Genomic DNA, 22,211 nt, shown 5'->3' on the forward strand with positions numbered 1-22,211 from the left:
TCTTGCGAACCCCGTAAGCACACTATAGACTAAAACTATATTTAGATTATCTAAGAGAGCTGCCCCATGTCTACAGCAACCTCACCCAAACAGAAAACAACAACCTCTTTGCGTTCAACTCCTTGGCAAGACCCACTTTTACTAGACAATCAGCTAACTGATTTAGAACGGATGAGCCGCGACACAGCTCATGCTTATGCCCAAGAAAAATTAATGCCACGGATCTTGATGGCCAATCGCAAAGAAGAATTTGACCCAAACATTATGAAAGAAATGGGCGAGATGGGATTACTTGGTATTACCATTGACGGCTACGGGGGTGCCAATGCTGGGTATATTAGTTATGGGCTTGTTGCTCGTGAAATTGAACGGGTTGATTCTGCCTATCGATCAGCCATGAGTGTTCAGTCCTCTCTGGTTATCTACCCCATTTATGCGTATGGATCTGAAGAACAGCGTCAGAAATATCTGCCAAAACTTATTAGTGGGGAACATATCGGGTGTTTTGGTCTAACCGAGCCAGATTCCGGATCGGATCCCGCTGGCATGCGCACTCGCGCTAAAAAGGTGGATGGGGGGTATATCTTACACGGCAGCAAAATGTGGATTACCAACTCACCGTTAGCCCAAGTTATGGTTGTCTGGGCAAAATGTGATGATGATAAAATTCGTGGATTTATTCTGGAGCGCGGTATGGATGGACTAAAAACACCAAAGATTGAAGGTAAGATGTCCCTTCGAGCTTCTGTCACTGGCGAGATTGCTATGGACAACGTGTTTGTGCCTACAGAGAATTTACTCCCCCATGTCGAAGGAATCAAAGGACCCTTTGGTTGTTTAAACAATGCCCGTTATGGAATCGCTTGGGGCGCCTTAGGCGCTGCTGAATTCTGCTGGCATGCGGCCCGCACGTACACCATGGAACGCAAACAATTTGATCGTCCCCTGGCATCCAATCAATTGATCCAGAAGAAGTTAGCTGACATGCAAACAGAAATCACCTTGGCACTTCAAAGCTGTTTACAAGCTGGCCGTCTAAAAAATGATGGTTATGACATTCCTGAAGTAATCTCTATGATCAAACGTAATTCATGCGGCAAATCATTGGACATCGCCCGGACGGCACGTGATATGCACGGTGGCAACGGTATTGTTGATGAATACCATGTTATCCGTCATATGGTTAACCTTGAAACCGTCAATACTTATGAAGGTACCCATGACATACACGCCCTCATTTTAGGGCGATACCAAACAGGATTGGCTGCGTTTTAGAAATAGCTTCGCTTCAAATTCCTGAACGCGCAGGGGATAAAGGCAACGGACGAGATGAATCCCAAAAGACCTTGTACTAAGGGGTTTTCATAGCCCAAAGCAATAGATATCCCTAAATAGCTAAGCAGATAAAAACCTTGCGCTATGGGTCCTAACCACATAAAGGCTTGAGGAAGAGCATCCTCGTCAATACGAAATCCTTTAAACGGAATATTAGGCAAGCGTTTTATAGCAACAGATAAAACAAAAAGATAAATAAGACAATTGCCACCTTCTGTAATTAATAATCTGGGGATCGATAACCGCTCGAGTGATTGCACCTCTGACAAACCAAAAACAGTAAAAATAAGCTCTCTGAGCTGCGGAATTAACCCCTGAGAAAGGCAATATAAGATAATCCCACTCAAAACCATCAGAACGTATAATTGTATCGTAAAAATATAGAGATTGGTCCTCCAGAATAAGGAGAACCATATTTTAAAAAGGGTTTTAATCCCCATATCAGATCCTTATTTGAATTCGATGTGCTTTCTAAGCTTAACAATCCCAGCCAAGTTCAGCAACATCAATAATCCACCAGATAGGCTCATGATCAAGATAACTTTACTTTGGTCAAAGAACGAGAAAAAGCTAAACGCAAAAACCCCATACAACAAATAGGCTTTTTCGCCCCATTCAGCAGAGATAAAACGAGCACACTTCATCCCAACTGTAAAGAAAGCAATAATTGTGGTAAAACCAGCAAGGAAGAAAAATACAGCCATAAAATAGTTCATGTAGGGAAAATACATCGACAAAGCCGTTGCCACATATTCCGAGGGTAAAAGCGCCGGGGTTTGATGCCACAATCCTGTAATCAAGACAACGATCATACTCATGGTACAAACAATACTATCACTTAATAGGGCAAAAATCGCAAGACGTGCTTGTCGTTCCGGGTGAACTGTCTTAGTCTCGCATTGAATCGTTGAGTCATACCCAATCCCGATATCCCCGGAATAAACAGCACGTGCAATCCCATTTTGGGCTGCCAAAATCATGGTACTTCCCGCAAAAGCACCCAAGGCTGCATGACCGGAAAAAGCAGATTCAAAAACAGTTTTTAAAACAGGACCCAAGTTATCAAAATTAATGCCAACAATATAAAGACACATGGCAACATACAGAATCATAAAACCCGGCATCAAAACAGAACAAACTTTTGCTAACCGATTAACACCACCCAGAGCCGTATATCCAACCAAAAGGATTAATGAAGCGATAACAGCAATCTTATTCAGACTGAATGTATTTGTTAATGTGTCCGTGATAATAACGAACTGATAAACCTCAACGCCATATATACATAATAAAATCGCGGAAATGAACGGGATTGCTTTTAAAGAAAATGCTTGTTGTAGGTAGTACATCGGACCACCATCATAGCCACCCCGGTCATTTTTAACACGGAACTTAACACCCAGATAAATTTCAGCATACTTAATCAGCATCCCAAAGATAGATGCCATCCATAACCATACCATGGCTCCGGGACCACCAATCAGAACAGCCGTGACAACACCAACAACATTTCCAAGACCGATCATTCCGCCAACTGACGCAAAGTATAAACGAACAGGATTTACACCCTGATCGTCATGCCCCTTTGAACAATACAATTCTTGAAAAGTTTTTTTAAAGTTAAAAAGGGTGCGGAATTGGAAAAATTTCGATTTAACTGTAAAATATAAACCTAAGATAACAACAATAGAAAAGCCGATATGACTCCAGAAAAAGTCATCAACAACCATCAGCAGGTTAAAAAATTGGTCAACAATACTCATTTTATTTAGAACATCTCGTTATGAATTAATATACAGGTGGATTTTGGGTATAAAAAAGTATTAGCGCGCGCTGCGCTTGAGATGTTTAGATTTTAATTTCAACTTTTCTATCATGTTCTTATTAATGGCGTTTAACAAATCAAGAGTCAAGAAAAAGTTTTATCTTTTGGGTCGAAATAACAAGCGGTTCTTGTTTATAATTTTTATATAACTCAATACATCTTGAGGATTGTAACACATGAAAAATCTCGTTGATCTAACAATTTTACCACGCACACATGACATCGGTGGTTTTGAAGTAAAACGCGCATTGCCATTTAAAGACCGCAGAATGGTAGGACCGTTTATCTTTTGGGATCAAATGGGACCGGGAGAGTTTGTCACAGGACAAGGCCTAGATGTTCGTCCTCACCCGCATATTGGCCTATCCACCGTAACATATTTATTTGATGGCACCCTTGATCACAAAGACTCACTTGGAAATAACATAAGAATAACACCGGGCGATATTAACCTGATGATGGCAGGAAAAGGAATAGTTCATTCTGAACGCACAGGCTTAGGTATTCGCCAATCACCATCAAAATTGTTTGGCATTCAAAGCTGGCTTGCCCAACCTAAAAACTATGAAAATGGTGAACCTAATTTCGAACACACCTCAAAAGAAAAACTACCCGTTTTTTATGACAAGGGAATTGGAGGAACGGTAATTTTAGGGCAATTTGAGGGGATAACCTCTCCCGTTCAAACTCAGTGGGAAACACTATACATTGACCTTCATATGAACGCAGAAGAAAAATTCAATCTTCCTCCTATTGTTGAAGAGCAAGCTCTTTACCTTGCAGCAGGCACTATTGAAATAAACGGGATAATCTATGATCAGAACCAAATGCTTATTTTGGCTCCCGGTGAAGACATTACAATAAAAGCTTGTCGTACAACGCACCTCATGATCTTGGGCGGTGCCCCTATGGACAGCCCTCGATACATTTGGTGGAATTTTGTCTCGTCATCTCGAGATCAAATAGAGCAAGCCAAAGAAGACTGGAAAAACAAAAGGTTTCCGTCCGTCCCTAGTGATGAAAACGAATTCATCCCCTTGCCATAATAAGCTTACTTACTACCTGTCATCTTGGCAATTTCTTGGGCAACCATTTTCTCAACAATTGTTGTCATATGTTGATCTAACCATTTTTGAATCATTGGTCGCGCCAAATCACTAATCAGCTGATCAAGTGTCAAAGCATCTTTTCTTGATTCGGCAGACATCATTTTTGCTGATTCCCGGTTTTTTGTCGCCTCGGACAACTTTGCAAACGGATTTGTGGTTGACACAGCAGTATGATCTCGGGCTGACAATTCTTCAACAACAGGCTTCGTCTTTAACACGTCTCTCGTTACAGCAAACTCCTCAATGTTGCTTGGGTGACCTGTATTTCCAAACAATGCGCTATCCTCAAACGTATTTGATGGCGATAACTCAGATACCGTTTCATCACTATGCCGAGACTGAGCACGCAAACTAGACTCACTCCGATACGGAGAATCCATAACCTTGACAGTATCTTGGAACGGCTCTGGCTCCTTTGGTGCCGTTTCTTCTGAAACGTACTTGCGAATAGATGCTAAAATTTCTTCCATGGACATATCGTCATCATCATGATGTGTTTGCACTTTTTTACTTCCCCAACCTAATACCATTTTCTATCTACCCCTTTAACTAAAACCGATTTGCTGTTTCTTGATAGTGAACATCCGGATCGTACAAACTGACGTGCAGGCCAAGCGATTTTGCTGTCAATTGTCCTGTAACAAACAAGACTTCATAAGCTGCGGACAAATAATCTTGTTCAGCACGAACTAAGTTAACCTGAGATTGGACAAGTCGACTAATAGCATTCAATACATCCAAAAGGATTTTTGATCCAACCAACAATTCTTGTTGTGTACCATCAAGACTAACCAAATTAGCCTGAACTTGTTTTTTATACTCAATAATCCGTGATTCAGCCGACTTATACCGATTCCATGCCCCGACAGCTCTCTCAACAATCTCACGGCGCGCTTGTTCGATTTGAATCCGCGATTGTTCAGCCGCCTCACTTGCCTCACGACGTTGGGAACGCGTCCGACCGCCTTCATATAACGGGATAGACATTTGAACTTGAACCGAATGATTGACAGATCGATCATTCCGAGGATTAACTGTTAGCGCATTTGATGAATTAACATATTTATTTTCGAACCTATCACGCGAAGCCGAGCTTGAGCCCACCAAATCAATGGAGGGAAGCAGCGCACCCGTAGCACGGTCAACCGCATATCGGGATGATTTTTCAGCATACATAGCCTTAGACAGTGTCGGAGAGAAAACGCGGGACTTCTCAATAACTTCATCAAGAGTCTTTGGCATTGTTTTCGGAATATCAGGTCGAGTCAATCGCCCTGCCTTGCGGAATGTTGTTTTCTCAAATGTTGCCTTGATTTGTTCCAGCTCTGCCTCTGCGTTAATCCGCTGAGCTATACCATCCGCCAACTGAGCTTCGGCTTGCGCAACGCTGGTGCGTGTTTCTTCACCCACATCAAATTTATCCTGTGTTGCCTTAAGCGTTTCATAAAGATTGACTTCGTTACGCTTTAACAATTCAATTTCCGCATACTTAGACATAAGCTGCATGTAAGACGTCGATACCTGTAACAAAACGTTCTGCTCTGTCTCTGTCAATGTTGCTTTTGATGCTTGGTACGCAGCCTCAGATTCTTTCACCTGATAAACCGTCTGACCACCAGCAAACAAATTTTGACGCAATTCTAATTTGGCTGATGCGTTAGCATCTTTTTGGGATTTACTAACGCCTGTATTGCTACTTTGAACCTGTTGATTAATAGTATCGCCCTTGTTATTGGCCTGAGATAACCCTTGGGACAACGTAGCCGTAACGCTAGGACGCCAGCCGGACTTAGCCTGCACAATTTTTTCAACAGATGCACGAACGGCAGCAACCTGTTGCTTAATTTGAGGGTTAGTCTTATAAGCATCTGACATGGAACCGAACAGCGAATCTTTTGGAAGATGTGGCATCGTATCAAATATTTTTTTCGTCAAGGATGCTATATCATCTGCTTTTTGAGTCAAATAACCTTCTGCACCAGTATAACTCGATCGTGACGCAAGATCTGCTTGAATATCAGTATTGGCAACCGTTGCTTCTGTCTTTGCCCGCAAAGATTGCATATCCGACTCGTCTGCCTTATCATCAGCAATTTTATCATCTTTACGTCCCGATGATTCAGTTTTCTTTGCTGCAAGCAGCGTATCAGTGCCCGAATTAACAGTCAATGCAACGTTACTTGACTTAACTGCACTTTCCTGTTTTTTCTCTAATCCTGATATCTTTGGTTCAGGCGGTGTCACCGCTAATGCAACACTCGATAACAGAATTGATATTAATCCAACCAAGATTTCCTCGACCTCTCATAGTCCCTCTTAGCTATCAGGTTAATACTTTTTTAAGATTTTAACAAGGCGAAAGCGTTAATAATTAGAAAAGCCAATACTTTTAAATCAGCTATCGTAGCCTTGCCGGGACATGAAAAACGACGTTTTCTTCTTTGACTTTTATTTCCTCAACTGAAACGTCGAAACCATTTTTCAAGCAAGCTATTACTTCATCAACCAGAATTTCCGGCGCAGATGCACCCGCAGAAATCCCCAATCGAGAAACCCCTTCAAGCCAACCAAAATCAAGATCAGCTGCCCGCTGAAACAATCGAGCCTTTGAACATCCGGCCAACAAAGCAGCCTCGACAAGACGGTTTGAATTAGATGAATTCGGCGCCCCAATGACAATCAACGCATCAACTTGCGCAGCTATGACTTTAACAGCCTCTTGACGATTTGTCGTCGCATAACAAATATCTTCCTTACGTGGCACTGCAATCGACGGAAAGCGTCGACGTAAAATAGCAAGAATTCCCTTAACTTCGTCCACCGACAATGTCGTCTGCGTTGCATAAGCTAAATTGTGCGGATCATCCACATGAATTGTTTCTGCATCCTGCTCTGTCTCGATGAGAATAACACTCCCCTCCGGCACCTGCCCCATGGTTCCGATGACTTCAGGATGTCCTTTATGCCCCACAAGCAGAACCGTCCGACCATCCGCATGATGATGCTCAACTTCACGATGCACTTTACTGACCAACGGACACGTTGCATCCAAATAATCCAGCATAGCTGTCTTAGCATATTCCGGCACAGACTTTGGAACACCGTGCGCCGAAAAGACGACCTTTGCCCCCTCAGGAACTTCATCCAGCTCTTTTACAAAAACAGCCCCTTTTTGACGCAAAGAATCAACCACAAATTTATTGTGAACAATCTCATGGCGCACATAGACAGGGGCTCCGAATTTCTCAAGAGCTTTCTCAACAATTAAGATCGCACGATCAACACCTGCACAAAAACCGCGAGGTGACGCTAGTAAAATTTTCAACGCGGGTTTATTCATTTTAAGTTTTTAACACCTGTTCATCCATCACAAAATAATAATAAATAAAGGCCCATAAGACAAGATAATTCACTTAATATCTACAGGATAAAATAGCCATCCTCATAAGTTTTTTAAAAAACCAAATCAAACCAATAATATTTTTTATCTCTTTCACCTGAAAACACTTGCAACAACCATCAAAAGTCTACTAAAAACATAGTAATAGGTATTTTTATTCAGATTCAGGGGCAGTATTAATGAAAATTTTCCAACGCCTAATGGGTGCTCTTTCCGCAGACATGGCCATCGACCTTGGCACAGCAAACACACTTGTTTATGTCCGCGGTCGTGGTATCGTCCTTAATGAGCCATCCGTTGTGGCCATAGCAACGTCCAAAGGAAAGAAACAAGTCCTAGCGGTTGGAGAAGAAGCAAAACTCATGGTAGGACGTACCCCGGGCAACATTCAAGCAATCCGCCCTCTTAAGGATGGCGTGATCGCTGATTTCGAAGTCGCCGAAGAAATGATCAAACACTTTATTAGAAAAGTCCATAATCGCAGAAGTTTTGCAGCCCCACAAATCATCATCTGCGTCCCATCCGGATCAACCGCCGTTGAACGTCGTGCAATCCAAGAATCAGCCGAAAGCGCAGGGGGGCGTCGCGTATTTTTGATCGAAGAACCCATGGCCGCTGCAATTGGTGCAGGCCTCCCCGTTACAGAACCAACCGGATCCATGGTCGTTGACATTGGTGGCGGGACGACAGAAGTTGCTATCCTATCCCTTGGTGGTATCGTCTACGCAACATCTGTTCGCGTTGGCGGTGATAAAATGGACGAAGCGATTATTAGCTATATTCGACGAACACATAATTTATTGATTGGAGAAAGCACGGCTGAAAAGATTAAAAAGGAAATTGGATCAGCAACTGTCGACACAGACAGCAAAAACACAACCATGTCTATCAAAGGACGCAGCCTATTAAACGGCGTCCCACTTGAAGTTGAAATCAATCAAGCCCAAATCGCTGATAGCCTTAGCGAAGTTGTTGCAGCCATCGTCCAAGGCGTCAAAACCGCACTTGAAAACACAGCTCCGGAATTATCTGCTGATATCGTTGATCGCGGAATTGTCATGACCGGTGGTGGCTCGCAACTTAAAAATCTTGACCGCGTTCTAGCAAAAGCGACAGGTCTGCCTGTATTTTTAGCAGAAAATCCACTGGACTGCGTTGTCAATGGAACAGGTCGCGCCTTAGAAGAAATGAATACCCTTCAGAGCGTTCTCGTCAACATGTATTAATAATATTGCTTATAAGGACTTTAGATGCGACTCCTTTCTGTCGTTGGCATGAAAACAGGCAAAGAGCACAGAACAACAATCGTTTCTGACTCTGAACTTGCCCCAACAAGTCGCTTAAAATCCTTTTTTAGAACATCAAAATCGCTTGTCATTATTATGTCGGCAATTGCATTAGTTCTGTCACAAACCTATGATTTAGAACCCTTATCCAAAATAAGCCAGACTATCACAAAAACATTTACACCTATTGGTCACTATATTTCAGCCCCTTTTAATTGGGTTAACACTATAAAAATTTACTTTAAAAGCAAAAAAGATCTTGTTGACCAAAATAAGTTATTAAAAGAACAACATGACAAGTTAATCCGAGAGCAACTAAATTTAGCTCATGTCCAAAAAGAAAATAATATCCTTCGCGAAGCCTTAAATGTCCAATCTTCATTAGTAGATGACATTACAACTATTCGAATTAGCCACCATATCTATGATGGTTATACAACTATGTATTATAGCCCTTATCCATCGTTCGCAGGTGTCTCAAAGGATGATCCCATCATAACAACAACAGGCTACTTAGCTGGACGTGTAATCAGCACAGACTTAGATTACATAAAGATTATGCCCATCACAGATGTAACATCACGCGTACCTGTAAAGGTTGAAAAAAATAACCAACAAGGCGTTTTAGCAGGAGATGGAACACGCTTACTAAGATTATCTCATGTTGAAAATCCTGCAGCGGTACAAGTTGGCGATTTACTTGTTACAAGTGGTGTTGGCGGCGTCTTCCCTGAAGGCCTTCCTATTGCACGCGTCACGGACACAAGCGAACCCATTCGATGCGCCCCTCTAGGATCAATCAATGATCAAGATTTTGTCCTAACGATTAACCACAACAAACCCGAATAATACCCCCAGAGATAATCAAAGCAGGCAACATAGGGTAACGTTCCATCCGGAAATAATAGTGCCATAATAGTGCTGTCATCAAGGCAAGACAACCAACCAGCATAAGGTAAAATCCAAAATCAACCAAGGGGATACTCAAAGCAATAATTGGCAGAAGAATTTTATCTGCCCACCCCAAACATATCTTTGAAGAATAAAGCTCCCATAATGCAATACCACAAAGTATGCTGCTAGCAAGAATAAATGTATTAATATGCAAAGATTGCGTTTCAGCAATAACAATAATTCCATATAAACCGATCGCCCAGACAGAAACATTTAAAGAACGTAAATCAGAATGAACCAATACAAATTCAAGCAACAATCGAAGAGCAAAAAGCATCAGGCCTGACGCAAAAATTGTTTCAATTCTTCAAAAGCATAATGACGATGAGAGATCCCATATTTAAAATCCTTTTCCATTTCTGCAAAGGTTTGGGAGTATCCTTCAGGCGTAAAAATTGGGTCATAGCCAAAACCGTATTCTCCGCGAGCAGGTAAACTTACGTGGCCATGAACTTGCCCTTCAAATGAATGAATACGACCATCCGGGAAAGCTAATGTCAAAACACAAACGAAATGGGCTTTATGAGATTGATGAGGGTCAAGTATTTGAAAAATTCGATCATAAGCAATCTTAAAATCTCGTGTTCCATCTTGTTTTTGCGCCCAGCGTGCTGAATAAACACCCGGGTCGCCGTTGAGATCATCAATAGCAAGACCTGAATCATCTGCTAAACAAGGCAAATTGCAATGTTTCATCACCTCGACAGCTTTAAGAACTGAGTTTTCAATAAAAGACGTCCCAGTCTCTTCGGGTTCAGGTATACCTAAATCCGCGGCTGAAATAACATCAAAATTAAAAGGCTCAAGCAAAAGTTTAATTTCATGAATTTTGCCCTGATTATGACTTGCAATTACTAATTTATCATTTTGTTTTAGCATTTTTAGCCCTCATAAACCTCACGACGATGACCCTAAATTTTAAGAACTTGCTTTTGCAAGGCAATCAACTCAGCAATCCCCCCCTTGGCAAGATCCAACATCGTATTAAATTCCTTATCGCTAAAGGGGTCCTTTTCTGCTGTGGCTTGGATTTCTACAAGTTTACCGCTGCCCGTGATCACAAAATTGGCATCGACTTCTGCGTTAGAATCTTCAACATAATCAAGATCTAAAACACCCTCACCTTTACTAATACCACAGGAAATTGCTGCTACTTGATCCGTGATCGGAAGTGCTTTAATTGCCTTTTTATCCACAAGTTTTTGCAGCGCCTGATGTAGAGCCACATAGGCCCCTGTAATACTAGCTGTCCGCGTTCCGCCATCAGCTTGGATAACGTCACAATCGATCTTAATCTGACGCTCACCCAAAGCTTTAAGATCAATAACAGAACGCAAAGCACGACCAATCAAACGTTGAATTTCTTGGGTACGACCACTTTGCTTGCCTTTGGCAGCTTCACGATCAACACGATCATGGGTTGCCCGTGGCAACATACCATATTCGGCTGTTACCCAACCTGACCCTGTATTCCGCAAAAAGGGTGGGACTTTTTCCTCGATTGTAGCTGTACAAATAATATGAGTGTCACCAAACTTAACAAAACAAGACCCTTCAGCATGTTTAGAAAATCCCGGACCTAAGAAAACTGATCGTAATTCGTTTGCATTTCTTTTATCGTGACGCATTTTTGTGTAAACTATCCTTAAGAGTTAATTATTTAAATTATACTATATGAATAGACCGCCCCCGCAAAGCGAAATAAGAAAATATCCCCCTCACCCGCTCATCGAGCGACCTCTCCCACGTGGCGGAGAGGTGAAAAATAAGGATCAAAACCATGACATCCATTCGTGATTTAAATAACCGCTCTCTCGAAATTTTCAAAGAACTTGTCGATGCTTTTATGGAAACAGGCGAGCCGATTGGATCAAGAACACTATCTCGACGATTGACGACCTCTCTATCCCCAGCAACGATTCGTAATGTCATGGCTGATCTTGAAGAAGCCGGATTATTATATGCACCTCATACCTCAGCAGGTCGCATTCCGACCGAAGAAGGCCTTAAACTATTTGTCCATGGCTTATTGCAAGTTGGGGATATTGGCGATAAAGAACGGCTTGAAATTGACCGTCAATGCCAAACCCAAGGTCGCAGCCTCAATGATCTCTTAGAAAGTGCTACATCCGTGTTATCAGGCCTTTCCCAATGTGCAGGTCTTGTCATGGCGCCAAAATCTGAATCGGCTTTAAAGCATATTGAATTTGTCCCCTTAAGCCCAACTCGAGCTCTCGTGGTCATAATCACTCAAGATGGGGTCGTTGAAAACCGAGTTCTTGAGTTTCCAGAAGGCATTCCTGCATCTGTTCTTGTTGAAGCAACCAATTATCTGAATGCCTATATGGTTGGCCACACGTTATCAGAGGCTCAATCCATCATTAATCGTGAACTTGTCAAAGACAAACAAGAACTCAACACATTATCTCGCAAAATTGTCTCGGATGGTGTCGGCATCTGGAGCGGAGATAACGCATCAGGATCCCTGATCATCAAAGGCCAAGCAAACCTCTTGAATAATGTTACTGTTGTTGAAGAAATTGATCAGATTCGCAATTTGTTTAACATCTTGGATACAAAAGAAAATCTTAAAAATCTTCTGGATGCGTCAGTTCAAGCTGATGGTGTCCAAATTTTTATTGGCGCAGAAAATCCTATGTTTTCTCAATCTGGATGTTCCATGGTGATCGCCCCTTATAAGGGATCAGGTGACAGAATTATTGGCGCTCTGGGGGTTGTAGGTCCATCCAGAATGAATTATGGCCGCGTCATCCCCTTAGTGGATTACACGGCCAAGTTGGTCAGTAGATTGCTAGGTTAACCGCAGGCACAACGAGGAGGAAATCTACCATTATTTCGTGCCTTGATAGAGTCCTTTATTAGGCTGCATCAATGTTCCTGTATAATATTCAAAAGTCCCTTAGCTTTTTCGTAAGCATCTGTTTTCTGAGCCGCAGCTGTACAACTAGCTATTTTTTTAGGATCACAATTTACCATACATTTTGCTGTAAGAGCAGCACTTTTACCACAAGAACCGGCGCGGCATTGCAAGTTGCAAAGCATTGCTTTGCTGACCCCTTTAGTGCCAGCAACAGCATTTGCTTTTTTAGGTGTAGTTTCAATTACATGTTGAAGTGTATTCCCCTGACCAAAAATATTTTTATAATTCAAAAGAATGCCATTCGCGTATTGACGAAGATCCCCAAGGGTAGTGAATTTTTGCTGATTCAAAACATGCGTGGCTCTTAATGCCTTTTCCAACATTGATTTAATTTGCATTACCGCATCAACATTTGATCCATTTTTTTTAGCTAAAAACTCGATATTCATCACAAATTTTGCAGCATGAGCGCCAAAGCGCTGGAGGTATTCTTTTGTATCGACAACAAGTTGCTTGTCAATAGGACTATTGGATTGAGTACCTGTAAAGACTGGTCCCTCGTTTTCGATGACACTTTGTACCGTAGGGATAGATTCAAACAAACTTGCTTTGAATCCTTTAAACATCTCTGACCCATAATTATTTGCATCTGTAGGGGACTTTATCACTGGAACAACCGCCTGGCATGCACTTGTATCAACAACACCTCGACAATTCTGCAAACAACGCTGCCTTGGTTGCATATCCTGACACCGTGAACAAGAAATCCTGCATTGTTTCGCATCATCAGGAAGAGCAGCCTGAACCATAGAGCCAAGACTCGCTATTAAAACTAAACCATAAAATAAATTCATTATTTTTCTCCTATTTTCCTCATTAAGTATAACTAGCGCTTCTTTCTAGAAAAAAATCCAGATTTTTTCTTGGGGGCTAATTTTTTGCGCTCTGCTGCCATTGCTTTCTGCTCAGCTTTTTTAGCAGCTGCCTCCCTTTTCTTCAAAGCTGCCGCTTCTTTTTTTGCCTCTTTTGCTCTAGCTTGCTCAGTTTTCTTAGCCGCAGCCAATTTTTTTTGCTCTGCTTTTCTAGCAGCCGCTTCTTTCTTTTTCAAAGCATCAGCTTCTTTCTTTGCTTCTTTTGCTCTAGCCTGCTCAGCCTTCTTAGCGGCAGCCAATTTTTTTTGCTCTGCTTTTCTAGCAGCCGCTTCTTTCTTTTTCAAAGCGTCAGCTTCTTTCTTTGCTTCTTTCGCCCTAGCTTGTTCAGCTTTCTTAGCTGCAGCTGCTTTTTGTTTGGCAGCCTTAGCTTCTGCCGCTTCTTTCTTTTTCAAAGCACTTGCTTCTTGTTTAGCTTCTTTCGCCCTAGCTTGTTCAGCTTTCTTAGCGGCGGCTGCTTTTTGTTTTGCTTGACGAGAGGCAGCCTTAGCTTCTGCTGCTTCTTTCTTTTTCAAAGCATTTGCCTCTTGTTTAGCTTCTTTCGCCCTAGCTTGTTCAGCTTTCTTAGCTGCAGCTGCTTCTTGTTTTGCTTGACGAGAGGCAGCCTTAGCTTCGGCCGCTTCTTTCTTTTTCAAAGCACTTGCTTCTTGTTTAGCTTCTTTCGCCCTAGCTTGTTCAGCTTTCTTAGCTGCAGCTGCTTCTTGTTTTGCTTGACGAGAGGCAGCCTTAGCTTCTGCTGCTTCTTTCTTTTTCAAAGCATTTGCCTCTTGCTTAGCTTTTTTAGCCTCTGCTTGTTCAGCTTTCTTAGCTGCAGCTGCTTCTTGTTTTGCTTGACGAGAGGCAGCTTTCTGCTCTCTTTTAGCGGTAGCAGCCTCTTGTTTAGCCTGTTGACGTTCTAGACGAGCTTGCTCTTTAGCTTGTTGAGCCTCGGGATCCATAGATGCAGATCTCCGTCCTGGAAGCTTATTTCTGATCCCACTCAAAAGGCCACCAGATGATCCTCCTGTATTCTCACCCATCATTGATGACTGATCATCCGTCTCATAACCTTGATCGTAGTTTGAGTTAGTATCTTGGCGCCCCTTAAAACCACCTATGATCCCACGCGCTTTACTCCCAACACTTCCCGCCATTGTCGTTTGTCCATCCATCCCATAATCTGGGCCCTGTACAAACCCACCAACAACCCCCGTAGCTCCACTTACAATTTTTGACTTCATCGATGGCGGCTGTTGCATTGGATACATTGCTCCATCGCCCGGTTGGCCGTAACCTTGCGACATCATGCTAGGGTCTTGATAACCCTGCTGAGCATATCCTTGATCATAACCACCCTGTTGACTCATGTTGGGATCTTGATAACCTTGCTGAGCATATCCTTGGCCATAACCACCTTGTTGCATCATACTAGGATCTTGGTAACCCTGCTGAGCATATCCTGGATCATAATAACCGCCTTGTTGCATCATGTTGGGATCTTGATAACCTTGCTGAGCATATCCTTGACCATAACCGCCTTGTTGCATCATGTTGGGATCTTGATAACCTTGCTGAGCATATCCTTGACCATAACCGCCTTGTTGCATCATGTTGGGATCTTGATAACCTTGTTGAGCATATCCCTGCTCACCATAGTCACCTTGTTGCATCATGTTGGGATCTTGATAACCATAACCACCTGATTGATCATAACCCCCACCTTGCGGCATCATACCTGTATCATCTCCGTCATTACCTTTTTGTCGTTGCATCATCCCCCCGAACATTTGAAACAACTGACTTGGGTCAAACCCTTGGGCACCTTGAGCTTGAGCTGCAGCAGCAGGATCTACCCCCTGAGCACTAGGATCCTGTATTGAAAAAGAGGGACTGATTAATAAGGATAGTAGGGTTAATCTCAACATTAGCTTAGGCCTTTCATCTTTATGTACCAAAAATCATAAACCATCTCGGTAAACAAATCGTTAAAACCAAGAAAATCCGTCAAAATAACTTGATTGATTTTTAGTAAAATGCTTTGATTTAAGAAAGGATCATTTATATAACAAATCCCATGACGAAATACCCTCATCTTATCGCAGGCACAGAAGTCCAAGGAAAATCCCAAGATTCACTTCCGGTCATAAACCCATCAACTGAAAAAATAATTGGTTATGTTCCTTTAGCGAATCAGGCAGATGTGGATACCACAGTCAAAGCCGCTAAAGATGCCCTTCCCGCATGGGCAGACACCCCGCCCGCTGCCCGTGCTAAAATTCTATTTAGATGGAGACAACTCATTGATGACCATATCGATGAATTAGCCCACTTAATCTCTGAAGAACACGGCAAGTCAAAAATTGAGGCTGTCGGTTCCATTCAACGTGGCGCCGATGTTCTTGAGTTCGCCTGTGGGATTCCGTCTGCTCTCAAAGGGGAATTCAGTTCGAATGTTGGGCGTCAAGTTGATTCGTATAGCGTTCGTCAACCTGTTGGTGTGGTTGCAGCAATCACCCCATTCAACTTTCCAGCTATGATTCCTTTGTGGATTGGTTCAGTTGCCATTGCTTGTGGCAATACCGTAGTTCTAAAACCATCAGAACGCACACCATCTGCCGCATTATTTCTTGCAAATCTTGCCCTAAAAGCAGGCCTTCCCAAAGGTGTTCTAAACGTTCTCCATGGCGCCAAAGATGCCGTTAACGGACTTTTAACACATCCGGATGTAGCTGCCATTAGCTTTGTTGGACAAACATCAACTGCAAAGTATGTCCAAGCAACAGCCATTGCCCATGGCAAGCGTGTCCAAGCTTTTGGCGGCGCAAAAAACCATGCACTGGTTATGCCTGATGCTGATATAGATTCAACTGTTGATGCCATATTAGGAGCCGCCTATGGTTCTGCTGGCGAACGCTGCATGGCCATTTCCGTTGCGGTTGCAGTTGGGGATAAAATAGCAGACAGTCTGATCGAAAAACTCTCGCCCAAAATTAAAGCCTTAAAAATTGATGCTCCAACCAATGCCGCAGCTGAAATGGGGCCATTAATTACCAAAGAACATCACGAAAAAGTTCGTGCCTTTATTGACACAGGTGTTAAAGAGGGGGCCTCGCTCGTTATTGATGGACGGGATATCTGTTCAAATAAGACAGGGTATTTCTTAGGGGGATGTTTATTTGATCACGTCAAAACAACTATGTCTATCTATCAGGATGAAATTTTTGGGCCCGTCTTATGCGTTGTTCGTGTCCAGTCTTATGAAGAAGGGCTTGCTCTTATTAATGAGCATTCCTATGCCAATGGCGTTGCAATTTTCACTCGTGATGGTGATAGTGCACGTGATTTTTGCCATCGCATTCAAGTAGGCATGGTTGGCGTCAACGTCCCTGTTCCTGTCCCTGTTGGATTCCACAGTTTCGGCGGGTGGAAAGATTCCGTTTTTGCCGATCATGGTATGCACGGCATGGAAGGCGTTCGTTTCTTCACAAAACTTAAGACTATCACAAGTCGTTGGCCATCAGGCATTCGCCAAGGCGTCGAATTTTCACTACCTACCGTGGAGTAAATCATGGCAAATATTGGTTTTATTGGATTGGGTCACATGGGAAATCCCATGGCACGAAACCTCGCAAAGAAAAAACATAAAGTCCACGTTTTTGATCTTGATTCTGAATCTATACAAACAGCGGTGGCTGCGGGCTGTATTGAAGAAAAATCAGCTCTAGATGCTGCAACAGGACGTGATTTTGTGATCACGATGCTCCCTGCTGGCAAGCATGTTAAAACCGTTCTTCTAGGTGAAACCGGATTAATGGAACTCGTGCCAGAACCAAGTTTTTTTATTGATTGCTCAACTGTTGATATTCAAACCAGCCTTGACATGCACGATTTAGCAACAATCAAAGGGCATCACGTCTTAGACGCCCCGGTCTCTGGTGGCGTCTCTGGTGCAGAAGCTGGCACACTTACCTTCATGGTCGGTGGTCTTGCTGATGCGTTTGACAAAGCAAAACCAATTTTTGAATGTATGGGAAAAAACATTTTCCATGCAGGTGCTGCAACCCATGGGCAAGCAGCCAAACTTTGCAATAACCTGATGCTTGGCATCCACATGATTGGGACGTCAGAAGCTTTTGTTCTTGCTGAAAAGTTAGGGCTCGCTGCTGCTACACTCCACCAAATATCCAACGCATCTTCGGGGCAGAGTTGGACATTGTCTAAATACTGCCCTGCCCCTGTTCTTGAGGGCACCCCCGCTATGAATAACTATAAGCCAGGATTTACAAGCGCGATGATGCTGAAAGATCTAAAACTTGCAACAGATGCAGCTCATCACAGTGATCTCTGTCTTCCTTTAACCGAAAAGGCAGAGGATCTCTATGATGATTTTTGTCGCGACCATGCGGACGTTGATTTTTCAGGGGTGATCAACTTTCTGAGAAGTCGATAAATCAGGCACTGACTTGGACTTAACAGGTGCGGGTAGTAAATCTGGATCGAGACGAGATAGATGCTCAAGGCTTTGAGCAACAGTGACAGCATCCAACAGGCGGCCTGATCGACGATTTATTTTTTTCCATACCCGTGGATGAACGGCATCCTTATCAGCCCATAGTCCTCGACCCTCTTCACACGCAACAGCCAGAGCCGATACCAACACGTCAATTCCGCTTAACTGGCGATCTAACCAGACACAACCATTTTCAACCATTTGTTTATTTACATGAACATATCCCTGCATCAGATCAACAATAGAATTTCCTCTGCGATCGTAAGACTTCACGGTAACCTGAACTTCTTTATCAGTCACAAGTTGTTGTAAGAATTCCTGAGATTGTGGTCCGTAGGGTTGGTCTATTTCAGGAGCATCACAGGCCCATAATCGTACAACCTCAAGTTTTTGTGTATCATTATTAAAGATGGTCATGACATTTCCATCTCGAACCTCTGTCACGGTTCCAGTCCAACCAGAGAGCATCAAGGCTATTGGCACCAAAATTTTCTTCATAATATTCACCTGAAAATAACTACTGAATATTATAAGTATATTTGAATATAAATTAATTAGAAATTAAACATATAATTTATTAAAAATTAGAAAAATAATATTTTTGCCAATATAATATAAGCAACAGGACCTAGAATGAGTAACCACAATTGCGAATTCGTCAAAAAGGATAGCTTGGTGTGATGACCGACTCGACTCATTAAATCTGACCACGTATAGGCGACGAAATCTCCCTGAGACAATAACCCAACCAGATTTTTATCATTATCGACAATTGGTAAATGGCGGAATCTCCCTTGACTCATGCGACGTAAAGATTCGTTCACATCATCCTCTAATTTGGCCGCGTGAGGGTTTTTTGTCATAACATCCGCAACCACAAGATCTTTAATAGACTTTCCTTTACCGACCACCTTTACCAAAAGATCACGTTCGGTGAAAATACCAACAACCTTCCCGTTCTTAAGAACGACAGCAGACCCAACATTCCGTCCAGCCATCTCTGAAATCGCCTGTTCAAGCGGAGATTCAGGCTCAACCGTCAAAACATTAGTTTTATCTTTAAACTCGGGCACATCCATTATACGCATGATCGCCTCCTCTATTCTCATCGAATGAATATAGAGCATTTTTAAAATAAGTCACTGGTCTTATTTATTTTTTCGCCAACTTAACAAACCTGCGATCATCACCCCAATTGCGATAATGAAAACGATAATACTGGCCAGTGCATTAATCTCAGGACTAACGCCTAAACGAATACTTGAGAAAATAAGCATGGGCAACGTTGTTGCTCCCGGCCCTGACAGAAAACTCGCAATAACCAGATCATCCAGTGACAGGGCAAATGCAAGCAACCACCCCGAAATAAGACTCGGCGCAATAATTGGCAACGTGATCACCATAAAAACTTTAGCAGGGCGCGCTCCTAAATCTTGGGCAGCCTCTTCTAACGATTGATCAAAATCCGACAATCGGGCTTGAACAATGAGGTAAACATACGCTGTTGCCAAGGTTATATGGGCAATTGTTATGGTCATAATACCACGATGGGATGGCCAGCCAATTAATTGTTCGGTTGTGACAAACATCATCAACATGGCTAAACCCGTCATAATATCAGGCATAATCAACGGTGCAGAAACCAATCCGCTAAACAGAGTTCGCCCTTGAAAAGCGCCAAAACGAACCATCACAACAGCAGCCAATGTTCCCACTATCACAGCCATACTTGCTGTCATACTAGCTATTTTCAGACTGGCAAGAACAGCATCGATCAGTCCTTCATTTTCCAATAGAGATCGGTACCATTTTGTTGTAAAACCCGTCCACGTAGTTACTAACATGGATTCATTAAACGATAAAACAACCACAGTTAGAATTGGGATATACAAGAATGAATATCCTAAAAGCAGCCCCGTAATATTAAAGGAAGATAACCGTCTCATCCATTTACTCCCTTACGAATCTGTCGACGTTGCATCACCATAATGGGAACAATGAATATCAACAGCATCACAACGGCAACCGTTGATGCAACAGGCCAATCTCGGTTATTAAAGAATTCAATCCAGATAATCCGGCCAATCATCAAATTATCTGGCGCACCCAACAGTTCGGGAATTACAAACTCACCTAAGGCCGGAATAAAAACCAAGGCTACTCCCGACAAAATCCCCGGCATAGACAAAGGAACAGTCACCCGCCAAAAGGCACGCCACGGTGTGCATCCCAAGTCATACGCCGCCTCAAGATAAGATTCATCAATTTTCTCTAACACCGAATAAATTGGCAAAATCATAAACGGCAAATAGCAATAAACAATACCAATCATCACAGAAAAATTATTATAGAGAAACTGCTGGGGCTCGTGGATAATTCCAAGATAAAGCAACAGTTTGTTCAACAACCCATCCTTGGCCAATATGCCCATCCAAGCATAGACGCGCACAAGAAAAGATGTCCAGAACGGTAAGATTACGAGTAAGAGTAAGACAGTTCGCCAATGGCTTGGTGCCCGTGAAATACTGTAGGCAATGATATAACCAAAAACAAGACAGCAAACCGTTGCCCCAAACGCGATCGCAATCGATGTAACAAGCCCTGTTACATAGAACGGATCCATTACCATACGAAGGTAATTACCAATATTCAAATGGATGTTTAAAAATCCATCTCTTGTCCACTCAAAAATCGACAAGTACGGCGGGACAGCCACCACTGATTCACTCAAAGAAATTTTGAAAACCAAAAGAAATGGAATCAAAAAGAAGAGGATCAACCATAGATAGGGCACACCTAAAACAAGGCGTCGGTCTCGCATCAGATGTTTCAAGGCTCGGCTTAAGTGCTTCATGATGTTAGAATGACTCCATTTTCAGCACGCCAGAACAAATAGACTTCATCTTCCCATGTTACCTCACGCTCTGAGAATCTCAAGAGATTCGGGCGTGTTGCTTGGATAATCTTACCCGATTCCAATTGCACATAATAAATTGAGACATCCCCCAGATAGGCAATTTCTTTGACAATACCTTTTGCCGAGTTTCTATTTCCGGCAGGTGGCGTAGTTGACAACATAACTTTTTCTGGACGAATAGCAACCGAGATATGGCTTCCTAAGGGGACAGCGGCTGTGTCCGTCACATAAAGATGACAGCCTGCTTCTTCAGAATCGATCAAGACAAAGTCATCTTCATTTTCAATGACGACCCCTTCGAAAATATTCATAGACCCAATAAATTCCGCTACATAACGTGAATTTGGGAATTCATAAATATCATGCGGTGCACCAACTTGGCGAATACGACCATCTTCCATAATACCCAGTCGTGTTGACATGGTCATGGCTTCCTCTTGATCATGCGTCACCATAACAAAAGTAATCCCCACCCGCTCTTGGATATTCACAAGTTCAAACTGAGTTTGCTCTCTCAACCGTTTATCAAGCGCACCTAACGGTTCATCCAGTAATAATAGTTTTGGTTCTTTGACTAGGCTTCGAGCCAAAGCAACACGTTGACGCTGTCCCCCGGATAATTGTGATGGTTTTCTGTCCCCATAATCCCCCATCTGCACCAAATCTAAGGCCCATTTGACTTTATCCTGAATTGTTTTCTTAGCCATCCGTTCTTGGCGCAACCCAAAGGCAATATTCTGACTGACTGTCATGTGCGGAAACAAGGCATAGGACTGAAACATCATATTTACAGGACGTTCATAGGCTGGCCAATCAGTAACATCTGTCTCATCGATAAAGATTCGCCCTGACGTTGGTCTCTCGAATCCAGCCAGCATCCGCAACAATGTTGTTTTACCACTACCAGATCCCCCCAAAAGCGAAAATAATTCACCTTTATAAATCTGGAGAGAAGCCCCCTTCACCGCCTGAACGGCGCCAAAGGATTTTGACACATTCTCAACAATGATATAGGGCTTTGCCTTTGGATCTTGCCAAGGGCTTAATGCTTTTAAAGGTTGCGTTATGGGTGGCATAGCATCCTCC

Annotated in this window: 22 protein-coding genes; 7 read left to right on the forward strand and 15 right to left on the reverse strand. The window is 42.7% G+C overall.

What is annotated here, in order from left to right; all coding sequences use genetic code 11:
• Positions 1 to 66: 66 nt before the first annotated feature.
• Positions 67 to 1,275, forward strand: a complete 1,209-nt coding sequence (locus KF820_02640) for an acyl-CoA dehydrogenase (GenBank protein MBX3457245.1) — start codon at positions 67 to 69, stop codon at positions 1,273 to 1,275.
• Here the strand turns inward: KF820_02640 and KF820_02645 are convergent.
• Positions 1,272 to 1,775, reverse strand: a complete 504-nt coding sequence (locus KF820_02645; GenBank protein ID MBX3457246.1) for a hypothetical protein — start codon at positions 1,773 to 1,775, stop codon at positions 1,272 to 1,274. The two genes, KF820_02640 and KF820_02645, sit on opposite strands and share 4 nt — an antisense overlap.
• A gap of 9 nt (positions 1,776 to 1,784) precedes the next feature.
• Positions 1,785 to 3,098 (reverse strand): amino acid carrier protein, encoded by a 1,314-nt coding sequence (locus tag KF820_02650; protein ID MBX3457247.1) that lies wholly within the window; start codon positions 3,096 to 3,098, stop codon positions 1,785 to 1,787.
• 238 nt (positions 3,099 to 3,336) lie between these two features.
• Between KF820_02650 and KF820_02655 the strand changes: the two genes are divergently transcribed.
• Entirely contained in the window at positions 3,337 to 4,206 is an 870-nt protein-coding gene (locus KF820_02655) for a pirin family protein (protein ID MBX3457248.1), read from the forward strand.
• 5 nt (positions 4,207 to 4,211) lie between these two features.
• Here the strand turns inward: KF820_02655 and KF820_02660 are convergent, their stop codons facing one another.
• From KF820_02660 to ispH, 3 genes are all read right to left on the reverse strand, one after another.
• Positions 4,212 to 4,799: a DUF2497 domain-containing protein gene (locus tag KF820_02660; protein MBX3457249.1), complete on the reverse strand. Its 588-nt coding sequence runs from the start codon at positions 4,797 to 4,799 to the stop codon at positions 4,212 to 4,214.
• A gap of 19 nt (positions 4,800 to 4,818) precedes the next feature.
• A complete protein-coding gene (locus KF820_02665; GenBank protein MBX3457250.1) occupies positions 4,819 to 6,558 on the reverse strand; it encodes a TolC family outer membrane protein in 1,740 nt (579 codons plus the stop codon).
• A 109-nt stretch (positions 6,559 to 6,667) separates the two neighbouring features.
• On the reverse strand, positions 6,668 to 7,609 hold the full coding sequence (gene ispH / locus KF820_02670; protein ID MBX3457251.1) for a 4-hydroxy-3-methylbut-2-enyl diphosphate reductase: 942 nt from the start codon (positions 7,607 to 7,609) through the stop codon (positions 6,668 to 6,670).
• A 239-nt stretch (positions 7,610 to 7,848) separates the two neighbouring features.
• Between ispH and KF820_02675 the strand changes: the two genes are divergently transcribed.
• Positions 7,849 to 8,895 (forward strand): rod shape-determining protein, encoded by a 1,047-nt coding sequence (locus KF820_02675; GenBank protein ID MBX3457252.1) that lies wholly within the window; start codon positions 7,849 to 7,851, stop codon positions 8,893 to 8,895.
• A gap of 24 nt (positions 8,896 to 8,919) precedes the next feature.
• Positions 8,920 to 9,804, forward strand: coding sequence for a rod shape-determining protein MreC (mreC, locus tag KF820_02680; protein MBX3457253.1), 885 nt, complete (start codon positions 8,920 to 8,922; stop codon positions 9,802 to 9,804).
• On the opposite strand, the gene KF820_02685 is transcribed toward mreC, so the two are convergent.
• From KF820_02685 to rph, 3 genes are read right to left on the reverse strand one after another with little or no spacing between them, the layout of a single operon-like run.
• Complete coding sequence (locus tag KF820_02685; protein MBX3457254.1) at positions 9,782 to 10,186, reverse strand: hypothetical protein; 405 nt, start codon at positions 10,184 to 10,186, stop codon at positions 9,782 to 9,784. The two genes, mreC and KF820_02685, sit on opposite strands and share 23 nt — an antisense overlap.
• On the reverse strand, positions 10,186 to 10,788 hold the full coding sequence (gene rdgB, locus KF820_02690) for an RdgB/HAM1 family non-canonical purine NTP pyrophosphatase (GenBank protein MBX3457255.1): 603 nt from the start codon (positions 10,786 to 10,788) through the stop codon (positions 10,186 to 10,188). The genes KF820_02685 and rdgB overlap by 1 nt, the downstream gene beginning before the upstream one ends.
• Before the next feature lie 32 nt (positions 10,789 to 10,820).
• Positions 10,821 to 11,537, reverse strand: a complete 717-nt coding sequence (rph, locus tag KF820_02695) for a ribonuclease PH (protein ID MBX3457256.1) — start codon at positions 11,535 to 11,537, stop codon at positions 10,821 to 10,823.
• A 152-nt stretch (positions 11,538 to 11,689) separates the two neighbouring features.
• Here rph and hrcA point away from each other — a divergent pair, with 152 nt between their 5' ends.
• Entirely contained in the window at positions 11,690 to 12,730 is a 1,041-nt protein-coding gene (gene hrcA / locus KF820_02700) for a heat-inducible transcriptional repressor HrcA (protein ID MBX3457257.1), read from the forward strand.
• 68 nt (positions 12,731 to 12,798) lie between these two features.
• Here hrcA and KF820_02705 read toward each other — a convergent pair whose 3' ends face one another.
• Together KF820_02705 and KF820_02710 are read right to left on the reverse strand one after the other, a co-directional pair.
• Positions 12,799 to 13,644 carry a hypothetical protein gene (locus KF820_02705; protein MBX3457258.1) on the reverse strand — a complete coding sequence of 282 codons (846 nt, stop codon included), beginning with the start codon at positions 13,642 to 13,644 and terminating at the stop codon, positions 12,799 to 12,801.
• A gap of 32 nt (positions 13,645 to 13,676) precedes the next feature.
• Positions 13,677 to 15,623 (reverse strand): hypothetical protein, encoded by a 1,947-nt coding sequence (locus tag KF820_02710; GenBank protein ID MBX3457259.1) that lies wholly within the window; start codon positions 15,621 to 15,623, stop codon positions 13,677 to 13,679.
• 149 nt (positions 15,624 to 15,772) lie between these two features.
• Between KF820_02710 and KF820_02715 the strand changes: the two genes are divergently transcribed.
• Complete coding sequence (locus KF820_02715; GenBank protein ID MBX3457260.1) at positions 15,773 to 17,263, forward strand: CoA-acylating methylmalonate-semialdehyde dehydrogenase; 1,491 nt, start codon at positions 15,773 to 15,775, stop codon at positions 17,261 to 17,263.
• 3 nt (positions 17,264 to 17,266) lie between these two features.
• Positions 17,267 to 18,148, forward strand: a complete 882-nt coding sequence (mmsB, locus tag KF820_02720; protein ID MBX3457261.1) for a 3-hydroxyisobutyrate dehydrogenase — start codon at positions 17,267 to 17,269, stop codon at positions 18,146 to 18,148.
• On the opposite strand, the gene KF820_02725 is transcribed toward mmsB, so the two are convergent.
• From KF820_02725 to potA, 5 genes are all read right to left on the reverse strand, one after another.
• The gene (locus KF820_02725; GenBank protein ID MBX3457262.1) at positions 18,116 to 18,706 is read right to left on the reverse strand and encodes a thermonuclease family protein; all 591 of its coding nucleotides are present in this window, start codon (positions 18,704 to 18,706) and stop codon (positions 18,116 to 18,118) included. The two genes, mmsB and KF820_02725, sit on opposite strands and share 33 nt — an antisense overlap.
• 86 nt (positions 18,707 to 18,792) lie before the next feature.
• Complete coding sequence (locus KF820_02730) at positions 18,793 to 19,296, reverse strand: CBS domain-containing protein (protein ID MBX3457263.1); 504 nt, start codon at positions 19,294 to 19,296, stop codon at positions 18,793 to 18,795.
• A 60-nt stretch (positions 19,297 to 19,356) separates the two neighbouring features.
• Entirely contained in the window at positions 19,357 to 20,154 is a 798-nt protein-coding gene (locus tag KF820_02735; GenBank protein ID MBX3457264.1) for an ABC transporter permease subunit, read from the reverse strand.
• Positions 20,151 to 21,062, reverse strand: coding sequence for an ABC transporter permease subunit (locus KF820_02740; GenBank protein ID MBX3457265.1), 912 nt, complete (start codon positions 21,060 to 21,062; stop codon positions 20,151 to 20,153). The genes KF820_02735 and KF820_02740 overlap by 4 nt, the downstream gene beginning before the upstream one ends.
• Complete coding sequence (gene potA, locus KF820_02745) at positions 21,059 to 22,201, reverse strand: polyamine ABC transporter ATP-binding protein (GenBank protein ID MBX3457266.1); 1,143 nt, start codon at positions 22,199 to 22,201, stop codon at positions 21,059 to 21,061. Before potA ends, KF820_02740 begins: the two co-directional genes overlap by 4 nt.
• Positions 22,202 to 22,211 lie beyond the last annotated feature (10 nt).

This window comes from Candidatus Paracaedibacteraceae bacterium, assembly GCA_019636055.1.
Classification (GTDB): Bacteria; Pseudomonadota; Alphaproteobacteria; order Paracaedibacterales; family Paracaedibacteraceae; genus Paracaedibacter.